We start from the raw sequence: 9,744 nt of genomic DNA, 5'->3' as shown, positions 1-9,744 counted from the left end.
AGCGGGGCGAGGCCGCCGTGGCGGCGTTCGCCCGGGCCCGGGTCGAGGCCCAGACGGAGCGCTACCGCGAACGTCTGGCCGACGTGGCCCCCGAGGACCGCACCCGCGCACTGGCCGAGGCGCTCACCGAGGACGGGTACGCTGCCACTGCGCGCGGCGCGCCTGCTTCGACCGGCGAGCAGCTCTGCCAGCACCACTGCCCGGTGGCGCACACCGCAGAACAGTTCCCGCAACTGTGCGAGGCGGAGACCGAGGTCTTCTCCCGCCTGCTGGGAACCCACGTGCAGCGGCTGGCCACCATCGCCCACGGCGACGGGGTGTGCACGACCTTCGTGCCACGCGGCCCCGCGGAGACCACCGAAGAGACCACCACAGCATCCGCAAGTACAGCCGGGAGGAACCCCGCATGACTCTCCCCACGGAGACCGCCCACCCCGAGCTCGAGGGCCTGGGTACGTACGAGTACGGCTGGGCCGACTCGGACTCGGCCGGCGCAGCCGCCAAGCGCGGCCTCTCGGAGGAGGTCGTGCGTGACATCTCGGGCAAGAAGTCCGAGCCGGAGTGGATGCTGAAGCTCCGCCTCAAGGGCCTCAAGCTGTTCGAGAAGAAGCCCATGCCGAACTGGGGTTCCGACCTCTCCGGCATCGACTTCGACAACATCAAGTACTTCGTGCGGTCCACCGAGAAGCAGGCGCAGTCCTGGGAGGACCTGCCGGAGGACATCAAGAACACCTACGACAAGCTGGGCATCCCGGAGGCCGAGAAGCAGCGCCTCGTCGCCGGTGTCGCCGCCCAGTACGAGTCCGAGGTCGTCTACCACCAGATCCGCGAGGACCTGGAGCAGCAGGGTGTGCTCTTCCTGGACACCGACACCGCGCTGCGTGAGCACCCGGAGATCTTCCAGGAGTACTTCGGCACCGTCATCCCCGCCGGTGACAACAAGTTCTCCGCGCTGAACACCGCGGTGTGGTCCGGCGGCTCCTTCATCTACGTGCCGCCGGGCGTGCACGTCGACATCCCGCTGCAGGCCTACTTCCGGATCAACACCGAGAACATGGGCCAGTTCGAGCGCACGCTGATCATCGTCGACGAGAACGCCTACGTGCACTACGTCGAGGGCTGCACCGCGCCGATCTACGACTCGGACTCGCTGCACTCGGCCGTCGTGGAGATCATCGTGAAGAAGGGCGGCCGCTGCCGCTACACGACGATCCAGAACTGGTCGAACAACGTCTACAACCTGGTCACCAAGCGGGCCGTGGCCTACGAGGGCGCGACCATGGAGTGGGTCGACGGCAACATCGGCTCCAAGGTCACCATGAAGTACCCGGCCGTGTACCTGATGGGCGAGCACGCGAAGGGCGAGACCCTCTCGGTCGCCTTCGCGGGTGAAGGGCAGCACCAGGACGCGGGCGCCAAGATGGTGCACATGGCGCCGAACACCTCCTCCAACATCGTCTCCAAGTCGGTGGCCCGGGGCGGCGGCCGTACCTCCTACCGCGGTCTGATCGAGATCGGCGAGGGCGCGCACGGCTCCAAGTCCAACGTGCTGTGCGACGCGCTGCTGGTCGACACCGTCTCGCGTTCGGACACCTACCCGTACGTGGACGTCCGCGAGGACGACGTCACGATGGGCCACGAGGCGACGGTCTCCAAGGTCAGCGACGACCAGCTGTTCTACCTGATGAGCCGCGGCATGGCCGAGGACGAGGCGATGGCCATGATCGTCCGCGGCTTCGTCGAGCCGATCGCCAAGGAACTGCCCATGGAGTACGCGCTCGAGCTGAACCGGCTGATCGAGCTGCAGATGGAGGGATCGGTCGGCTGACGCCGTCCGCCCTTCCGCCGCTGCGACCCCGACCCACGAGAGAGAGCACGACGACAGCCATGGCTGAGGCCCAGAACATCCCGGCGGGTGCCACCACCTCCGGTTCCATCGCGGTGGCCGCCGAGTCGACCGTCGCCACCCGGATGAGTGCGGCGCCGTCCTTCGACGTCGCCGACTTCCCGGTGCCGCACGGCCGCGAGGAGGAGTGGCGGTTCACTCCGCTGGACCGGCTCAAGGGCCTGCACGACGGCACCGCCGAGGCGTCCGGCACGCTCAAGGTGGAGATCTCCGCGCCCGACGCGGTGACGGTCGAGACGGTGGGCCGGGACGACGCCCGCCTCGGCCGGGCCGGCAAGCCCGTCGACCGGGTGGCCGCGCAGGCGTTCAGCGCCTTCGAGAAGGCCACGGTCGTCTCGGTGCCGGCCGAGGCCGTGCTGTCCGAGCCGATCCGGGTCGGCCTGCACGGCGAGGGCGGCGTCACCTACGGGCACACCGTGTTCGAGCTGGGCGCCTTCGCCGAGGCCGTGCTCGTCCTCGACCACACCGGCGACGCGGTCCGCGCCGCCAACGTCGAGTTCGTGCTCGGCGACGGGGCCAAGCTCACCGTCGTGTCCGTGCAGGACTGGGACGACGACGCCGTGCACTGCTCCCAGCACAACGCGCTGGTCGGCCGGGACGCCAGCTTCAAGTCCGTGGTCGTCACCTTCGGCGGCGACCTGGTGCGGCTGCACCCGCGGGTCAACTACGCCGGCCCCGGCGGTGAGGCCGAGCTGTACGGCCTCTACTTCACCGACGCCGGGCAGCACCAGGAGCACCGCCTCATGGTGGACCACGACAGCCCGCAGTGCCGCAGCAACGTCGCCTACAAGGGCGCCCTCCAGGGCGACGACGCGCACGCGGTCTGGATCGGCGACGTGCTCATCCGCAAGGCCGCCGAGGGCACCGACAGCTACGAGCTCAACCGCAACCTGGTGCTCACCGACGGCGCGCGGGTCGACTCGGTGCCCAACCTGGAGATCGAGACCGGGGAGATCGCCGGTGCCGGCCACGCCTCGGCGACCGGCCGGTTCGAGGACGCGCAGCTGTTCTACCTGATGTCGCGCGGTATCCCCGCGGACGAGGCCCGCCGACTGGTGGTGCGCGGCTTCTTCGCCGAGCTGGTCCAGCAGATCGGCCTGCCGGACGTGCAGGAGCGCCTGCTGGCCCGCATCGACGCCGAGCTGGAAGCGTCCGTGGCATGAGTGAGTTCGTCCGCGTCGCGCGGCTCGCGGAGCTGGAGACCGACACCCCCAAGCGGGTGGAGGTCGACGGCGTCCCCGTCTCGCTGGTGCGTACCGAGGGTGAGGTGTTCGCGATCAACGACATCTGCTCGCACGCGAACGTCTCACTCTCCGAGGGCGAGGTCGAGGACTGCGCGATCGAGTGCTGGCTGCACGGCTCCAGCTTCGACCTGCGCACCGGCAAGCCGTCCGGCCTGCCCGCGACCCGCCCGGTGCCCGTATATCCCGTAAAGATCGAAGGAGACGGCCCCGAAGCGGCTGTGCTCGTCTCCGTCACCCAGGAGTCCTGAAGCCCCATGGCAACCCTTGAGATCCACGACCTGCACGTCACCGTCGAGGCCGAGAACGGCCCCGAAGAGATCCTGCGGGGTGTCGACCTGACCGTGAAGCAGGGTGAGACGCACGCCATCATGGGCCCGAACGGCTCCGGCAAGTCCACCCTCGCCTACTCGCTGGCCGGCCACCCCAAGTACACCGTCACCGGCGGCACCGTCACCCTCGACGGCGAGAACGTGCTGGAGATGTCCGTCGACGAGCGCGCCCGGGCGGGCCTGTTCCTCGCGATGCAGTACCCGGTCGAGGTGCCCGGCGTCTCGGTGTCCAACTTCCTGCGCACCGCCGCCACCGCCACCCGCGGTGAGGCCCCCAAGCTCCGCACCTGGGTGAAGGAGGTCAAGGAGGCCATGCAGCGTCTCCACATCGACCCGGCCTTCGCCGAGCGGAACGTCAACGAGGGCTTCTCCGGTGGTGAGAAGAAGCGCCACGAGATCCTTCAGCTGGAGCTGCTCAGGCCCAAGGTCGCGGTGCTCGACGAGACGGACTCCGGTCTGGACGTCGACGCGCTGCGTGTGGTGTCCGAGGGTGTGAACCGGGTCCGCGAGTCGGGTGAGGTCGGCACGCTGCTGATCACGCACTACACGCGCATCCTGCGCTACATCAAGCCCGACCACGTGCACGTGTTCGCGAAGGGGCGCATCGTCGAGTCCGGTGGGCCGGAGCTCGCCGACAAGCTCGAGGCCGAGGGCTACGAGCAGTACACCGGACTCGGCACCGCCGGTACGCCCGGTGCGTGACGCGCTGCCGGCCTCCGGGCCGGTCGCGGGTGCGCTGCCCGTGTCGCGTCGCGGCACGGGCCGAGAGACGAACGGAGAAGTGGGAGCGTGACACAGCTGCCGGGCCTGCTCGACACCGAGGCGATCCGCAAGGACTTCCCGATCCTGGACCGCGTGGTCCACGACGGGCAGAAGATCGTGTACCTGGACAACGCGGCGACGTCGCAGAAACCGCGCCAGGTGCTCGACGCGCTGAACGCCTACTACGAGCGGCACAACGCCAACGTGCACCGCGGTGTGCACGTGCTCGCCGAGGAGGCCACGGCGCTGTACGAGGGTGCGCGGGACAAGGTCGCCGCCTTCATCAACGCGCCGAGCCGCGACGAGGTCATCTTCACGAAGAACGCCTCCGAGTCGCTCAACCTGGTCGCCAACATGCTCGGCTGGGCCGACGAGCCCTACCGGGTGGACCAGGACACCGAGATCGTCATCACGGAGATGGAGCACCACTCCAACATCGTGCCGTGGCAGCTGCTCTCGCAGCGCACCGGCGCGAAGCTGAAGTGGTTCGGCCTCACCGACGAGGGCCGGCTCGACCTGTCGGCCGTCGACGAGGTCATCACCGAACGCACCAAGATCGTCTCCTTCACGCTGGTGTCCAACATCATGGGCACGCTCAACCCGGTGGAGGCGATCGTCCGCCGGGCCCAGGAGGTGGGGGCGCTCGTCCTGATCGACGCGTCGCAGGCCGCCCCGCACATGGTGTTGGACGTGCAGGCGCTCCAGGCGGACTTCGTGGCCTTCACCGGGCACAAGATGTGCGGCCCGACCGGCATCGGCGTGCTGTGGGGCCGCCAGGAGCTGCTGGAGGACCTGCCGCCGTTCCTGGGCGGCGGAGAGATGATCGAGACGGTCTCGATGCACTCCTCCACCTACGCGCCCGCGCCGTACAAGTTCGAGGCCGGCACCCCGCCGATCGCGCAGGCGGTCGGGCTGGGCGCGGCCGTGGACTACCTCTCCTCCATAGGGATGGAGCGGATCGCGGCACACGAGCACGCCCTCACCGAGTACGCCGTCCGCCGGCTCCAGGAGGTGCCGGACCTGCGCATCATCGGTCCCACCTCCGCCGAGGACCGGGGCGCGGCGATCTCCTTCGTGCTGGGTGACATCCACCCGCACGACGTGGGCCAGGTACTCGACGAGCAGGGCATCGCGGTGCGGGTGGGCCACCACTGCGCACGGCCGGTGTGCCTGCGGTACGGAATTCCTGCGACCACGCGAGCGTCGTTCTATCTGTACTCCACGCCGGCCGAGGTCGACGCCCTTGTCGACGGGCTGGAGCACGTACGGAACTTCTTCGGATGAGGGTGGTCTGACCCGTGAAGCTGGACTCGATGTACCAGGAAGTGATCCTGGACCACTACAAGCACCCGCACGGGCGCGGGCTGCGCGACGGCGACGCCGAGGTGCACCACGTCAACCCCACGTGCGGTGACGAGATCACGCTGCGGGTGCGCTACGACGGTGACACGATCGCCGACGTCAGCTACGAGGGCCAGGGCTGCTCCATCAGCCAGGCGAGCGCCTCGGTCCTCAACGAGCTGCTGGTCGGCAAGGAGCTGGCACGCGCCACCCGCATCCAGGAGACGTTCCTGGAGCTCATGCAGTCCCGGGGGCAGCTCACCCCGGACGACGCCATGGAGGACGTGCTGGAGGACGCCGTCGCCTTCGCCGGGGTCTCCAAGTACCCGGCGCGGGTGAAGTGTGCTCTGCTGAGCTGGATGGCATGGAAGGACGCCACCGCCCAGGCGCTGGGCGATGCCGCGCTGAAGGAGAAGGCATGACCGAGACCACGACCAAGCCGGCGAGCGAGGAAGAGGTCCGCGAGGCCCTCTACGACGTAGTCGACCCGGAGCTGGGCATCGACGTCGTCAACCTCGGGCTCATCTACGGCATCCACGTCGACGACTCCAACGTGGCGACCCTGGACATGACGCTGACCTCGGCGGCCTGTCCGCTGACGGACGTCATCGAGGACCAGGCCAAGTCGGCCACCGAGGGCATCGTCAACGAGTTGAAGATCAACTGGGTCTGGATGCCGCCGTGGGGTCCCGACAAGATCACCGACGACGGCCGGGACCAGCTGCGCGCCCTCGGTTTCAACGTCTGAGCGTTCCGTTCCGGTGTCGCGGCGGGTCTCCGGCCCGCGGCGGTCGCCGGCCGCCGAAAGCACCGCAACGCCCTCCGCCGGGGCGCTGCGGTGCTTTTGTGTGTCCGGGCCGTGACCTATCCGCCCCGCGACGCGTTGTTCCGGGCATGAAGAAGCGAAGCATGGCCGCCGTTGCCTCCCTCGCCGCCGGTGTGGTGGCCTCGCTGGTGGCCCCGGCCCCCGGTGGCCACGACGACACCCCCGCCGGTGCGGCTCCCGCGCCGATCAGCCTGCCCGACCTGGCCGACGTCACGGAGCTGGTGCCCCCGACCGACGAGTTGGGCGGCGGCGCCGCACTGCCGGGCGTCTGAGGTACCCGCGCCCGCCCCTTCCCTCGTTAGCCCTCCCCTCCTGGAGCGGCTCCGGCACCCCCCGGCCGGAGCCGCTCCCGCCGTTGTGGGGCGTCCGCGGCCCGCCGCATCGTCCGCGGACCCTGGCATGTGTACGGCTGTACATAACTGTCGAGTCATGTGTACGCTTGTACATATGGTCTACCTCATGCTCGCCAGCGCCATCTTCGCCGAGGTCCTGGCGACCACGTCGATGAAGTACAGCGACGGCTTCACCCGACTGTGGCCCTCGCTGGGGACGGCCGTCGGCTACCTCATCGCCTTCTACCTGCTGGCCCAGACCCTCAGGACGATGTCCGTGGGCACCGCCTACGCCATCTGGTCGGGCGCGGGCACCGCCGCCGTCGCGGTGATCGGCATGGCCTTCATCGGAGAAGCGGTGACCGCCGCCAAGATCAGCGGACTGCTGCTGGTCATCGCCGGCGTGGTGATGCTCAACCTGGACGGCGCGCACTGATGGCCCGTCGCCACGACCCCGAGCGCCGCCAGCGCATCATCGACGCCGCGATCCGCGTGGTCGCCAGGGACGGCATCGCCGGCCTCGGCCACCGCGCGGTGGCCGCCGAGGCGGACGTGCCGCTCGGCTCCACCACCTACCACTTCGCCGAACTCGACGACCTGCTCGTCGCCGCGCTGAGCCAGGCCAACGAAGCCTGGCTGGCCGACCTCAGGCAGTGGGAGAAGGAACTGCCCCCCGACGCGGACTTCGCGGACGAGCTGGCCCGCCTCATCGAGCACAACCTGACGGCCGAGCGGACCCGCGCGTCATTGGAGTACGAGCTGTACCTCGCCGCGGTCCGCCACGAGCGGGTGCGGCCCATCGCGGCGGAGTGTCTGGACGAGCTGACCGAGCTGCTGCGCCGGCGCACCCCGGACGACACCACGGCCCGGGCGCTCACCGCCCTCATCGACGGACTGATGCTCCAGTCCCTGCTCACCGGCCGCAGCTGCGACCGCCACGAGACCGGCCCCCTGATCACCCGCCTCATCGGCTGACCGGCCGTCCCCGGCCGGTGACGCCCCACGCCCGGGCGGCGGCGTGCGAGATCGGCACCGTCCGCTCCTCCGGCACGTACGGACCGGCGGCGGAGACCGGGCGGCGGCCCGCGGTGAGACCGGTTCGCGTCGGCCCGGCACCTGCGGTTAGGTTTTCGCCATGACCGATGCAGCCACCACCCGTACCACCGGCGCTGTCGCCGCCGGCCTCGCCACCGTCGCCGCCGACGGCACCGTTCTCGACACCTGGTTCCCCGCGCCCGAGTTGACCGCCGACGCCGGTCCGGCCGGCACCGAGCGACTCACCGCCGACCAGGCCGCGCAGCTGCTCGGCGAGGCGGTGCCGCAGGCGCTGGGCCCCGACCCGCTGCGCGGGGTGGAGACGGTGGCCGTCCGCACCACCATCGCCTCCCTCGACGACAAGCCGCTGGACGCGCACGACGCCTACCTGCGACTCCACCTCCTCAGCCACCGCCTGGTCCAGCCGCACGGCCAGAACCTGGACGGTCTGTTCGGCCTGCTCGCCAACGTCGCCTGGACCACGCTGGGCCCGGTCCCGGTCGACCGCCTGGAGCAGACCCGCCTGGCCGCCCGGGCGGCGGGCCGGCACCTCGCCGTGACCAGCGTCGACAAGTTCCCCAGGATGACCGACTACGTGGCGCCCAAGGGCGTGCGCATCGGCGACGCCGACCGGGTCCGCCTGGGCGCGCACCTCGCCGAGGGCACCACGGTCATGCACGAGGGCTTCGTGAACTTCAACGCCGGCACACTGGGCACCTCGATGGTCGAGGGCCGCATCAGCGCCGGGGTCGTCGTCGGTGACGGGTCCGACATCGGCGGCGGCGCGTCGATCATGGGCACCCTCTCCGGCGGCGGCAAGCAGACCGTCTCCATCGGGGAGCGCTGCCTGCTCGGCGCGGAGGCCGGCATCGGCATCTCGCTCGGTGACGACTGCATCGTCGAGGCCGGGCTCTACGTGACGGCCGGCACCCGCGTCACCCTGCCCGACGGAAAGATCGTCAAGGCCGCTGAGCTCTCCGGCGCCGGCAACCTGCTGTTCCGCCGCAACTCCACCAGCGGCACCGTGGAGGCGCTGCCGCGCACCGGTTCCTGGGGTGGCCTCAACGACGCGCTGCACAGCAACAACTGAGGCGAGAGGGGCAGCCGCGGCGGCCGTCCCCGGCGGCGGGCAGGCCCGTATCGGCAATCGGTGCGGGCCTGTCGGCGCCGCCCGCTAGGCTGGCCCACATGAGTGATCTTGTGGCCGGCCTGCGGTACTTCGGGCGGGGGCAGCGCTGGGTCGTCCGGCACGGCCGCTGGTACGGCTTCGGGCTGCTGCCCGCCGCGATAGCCCTGGTCCTGTACATCGCCGTGCTGGTACTGCTCGGCATGCAGGCCCAGGAGATCGCGCAGTGGGCCACGCCCTTCGCCGACACCTGGTCCGACGGCTGGCAGACGTCGCTGCGCACGCTCTTCGCGGTGCTGCTCTTCGCCGCCGCGCTGCTTGTCGCGGTGCTCACCTTCACCGCGGTCACGCTGCTCATCGGCGACCCCTTCTACGAGTCGCTGTCGGAGCAGGTCGAGCGGACCGAGGGCGGGGCGCCCGAGGGCGTGGACCGGCCGCTCTGGCAGGAGTTGTGGATCTCGCTCCGCGACAGCGTCTACGTGTTGTCGCGGGCGCTGGTGTTCGTCGTCCCGCTCTTCCTGCTCGGATTCGTGCCGCTCGTCGGCCAGACGATCGTGCCGGCGCTCGGGTTCGCGGTGTCCGGCTTCTTCCTCACGCTGGAACTGACCTCAGTGGCGTTGCAGCGCAGGGACGTGCCGGTGCGCGAGCGGCTCGCCCTGCTGCGCCGCCGCAAGGCACTGGCGCTCGGGTTCGGCGTGCCCCTGGTGCTGCTGTTCCTGGTGCCGTTCGTCGCGGTGTTCCTGATGCCCGGCGCCGTGGCCGGGGCGACGCTGCTGGTGCGGGACCTCACGGGCCGGCAGCCCACGCCCGCAGGCCCGCATCCGCAGGAGGAGCCCGCCGCCT

The 9,744-nt window shown here is 70.3% G+C and carries 13 protein-coding genes; all 13 read left to right on the top strand.

The genetic code is table 11. From position 1 onward, the window contains the following. The coding region (locus ACYVE9_RS08290) for a helix-turn-helix transcriptional regulator (protein ID WP_461027092.1) at positions 1-410 on the top strand (410 nt) is incomplete at its 5' end. Continuing rightward, positions 407-1,828: a Fe-S cluster assembly protein SufB gene (sufB, locus tag ACYVE9_RS08285; protein ID WP_461027091.1), complete on the top strand. Its 1,422-nt coding sequence runs from the start codon at positions 407-409 to the stop codon at positions 1,826-1,828. The genes ACYVE9_RS08290 and sufB, both read left to right, overlap by 4 nt. A 59-nt stretch (positions 1,829-1,887) precedes the next feature. Next, on the top strand, positions 1,888-3,069 hold the full coding sequence (gene sufD, locus ACYVE9_RS08280; RefSeq protein ID WP_461027090.1) for a Fe-S cluster assembly protein SufD: 1,182 nt from the start codon (positions 1,888-1,890) through the stop codon (positions 3,067-3,069). Next, positions 3,066-3,398: a non-heme iron oxygenase ferredoxin subunit gene (locus ACYVE9_RS08275; RefSeq protein ID WP_461027089.1), complete on the top strand. Its 333-nt coding sequence runs from the start codon at positions 3,066-3,068 to the stop codon at positions 3,396-3,398. Before sufD ends, ACYVE9_RS08275 begins: the two co-directional genes overlap by 4 nt. Positions 3,399-3,404: 6 nt before the next feature. Next, on the top strand, positions 3,405-4,181 hold the full coding sequence (gene sufC / locus ACYVE9_RS08270; RefSeq protein ID WP_461027088.1) for a Fe-S cluster assembly ATPase SufC: 777 nt from the start codon (positions 3,405-3,407) through the stop codon (positions 4,179-4,181). A gap of 87 nt (positions 4,182-4,268) precedes the next feature. Then, the gene (locus ACYVE9_RS08265) at positions 4,269-5,525 is read left to right on the top strand and encodes a cysteine desulfurase (RefSeq protein WP_461027087.1); all 1,257 of its coding nucleotides are present in this window, start codon (positions 4,269-4,271) and stop codon (positions 5,523-5,525) included. A gap of 14 nt (positions 5,526-5,539) precedes the next feature. After that, on the top strand, positions 5,540-6,004 hold the full coding sequence (sufU, locus tag ACYVE9_RS08260; protein WP_461027086.1) for a Fe-S cluster assembly sulfur transfer protein SufU: 465 nt from the start codon (positions 5,540-5,542) through the stop codon (positions 6,002-6,004). Continuing rightward, on the top strand, positions 6,001-6,330 hold the full coding sequence (locus ACYVE9_RS08255) for a metal-sulfur cluster assembly factor (RefSeq protein ID WP_461027085.1): 330 nt from the start codon (positions 6,001-6,003) through the stop codon (positions 6,328-6,330). The genes sufU and ACYVE9_RS08255 overlap by 4 nt, the downstream gene beginning before the upstream one ends. A 161-nt stretch (positions 6,331-6,491) precedes the next feature. Next, positions 6,492-6,680, top strand: coding sequence for a hypothetical protein (locus ACYVE9_RS08250; protein ID WP_461027084.1), 189 nt, complete (start codon positions 6,492-6,494; stop codon positions 6,678-6,680). 175 nt (positions 6,681-6,855) lie between these two features. Beyond that, a complete protein-coding gene (locus ACYVE9_RS08245; protein ID WP_461027083.1) occupies positions 6,856-7,176 on the top strand; it encodes a DMT family transporter in 321 nt (106 codons plus the stop codon). Continuing rightward, positions 7,176-7,715: a TetR/AcrR family transcriptional regulator gene (locus ACYVE9_RS08240; RefSeq protein WP_461027082.1), complete on the top strand. Its 540-nt coding sequence runs from the start codon at positions 7,176-7,178 to the stop codon at positions 7,713-7,715. The genes ACYVE9_RS08245 and ACYVE9_RS08240 overlap by 1 nt, the downstream gene beginning before the upstream one ends. A 160-nt stretch (positions 7,716-7,875) precedes the next feature. Continuing rightward, entirely contained in the window at positions 7,876-8,865 is a 990-nt protein-coding gene (dapD, locus tag ACYVE9_RS08235; protein WP_461027081.1) for a 2,3,4,5-tetrahydropyridine-2,6-dicarboxylate N-succinyltransferase, read from the top strand. Between the two features lie 98 nt (positions 8,866-8,963). After that, positions 8,964-9,744, top strand: a 781-nt coding sequence (locus tag ACYVE9_RS08230) for an EI24 domain-containing protein (protein ID WP_461027080.1), incomplete at its 3' end; no start/stop codon positions are given.

Source organism: Streptomyces sparsus, from assembly GCF_054776295.1.
This window is presented reverse-complemented; position numbering and strand designations above follow the sequence as displayed.

What these genes read in the sequence shown, in the direction of transcription:
- sufC (WP_461027088.1), top strand. Translation starts at nt 3,405, where the DNA reads ATGGCAACCCTTGAGATCCACGACCTGCACGTCACCGTCGAGGCCGAG.
- sufB (WP_461027091.1), top strand. Translation starts at nt 407, where the DNA reads ATGACTCTCCCCACGGAGACCGCCCACCCCGAGCTCGAGGGCCTGGGT.
- ACYVE9_RS08255 (WP_461027085.1), top strand. Translation starts at nt 6,001, where the DNA reads ATGACCGAGACCACGACCAAGCCGGCGAGCGAGGAAGAGGTCCGCGAG.
- sufD (WP_461027090.1), top strand. Translation starts at nt 1,888, where the DNA reads ATGGCTGAGGCCCAGAACATCCCGGCGGGTGCCACCACCTCCGGTTCC.
- ACYVE9_RS08245 (WP_461027083.1), top strand. Translation starts at nt 6,856, where the DNA reads ATGGTCTACCTCATGCTCGCCAGCGCCATCTTCGCCGAGGTCCTGGCG.
- ACYVE9_RS08240 (WP_461027082.1), top strand. Translation starts at nt 7,176, where the DNA reads ATGGCCCGTCGCCACGACCCCGAGCGCCGCCAGCGCATCATCGACGCC.
- ACYVE9_RS08275 (WP_461027089.1), top strand. Translation starts at nt 3,066, where the DNA reads ATGAGTGAGTTCGTCCGCGTCGCGCGGCTCGCGGAGCTGGAGACCGAC.
- ACYVE9_RS08250 (WP_461027084.1), top strand. Translation starts at nt 6,492, where the DNA reads ATGGCCGCCGTTGCCTCCCTCGCCGCCGGTGTGGTGGCCTCGCTGGTG.
- dapD (WP_461027081.1), top strand. Translation starts at nt 7,876, where the DNA reads ATGACCGATGCAGCCACCACCCGTACCACCGGCGCTGTCGCCGCCGGC.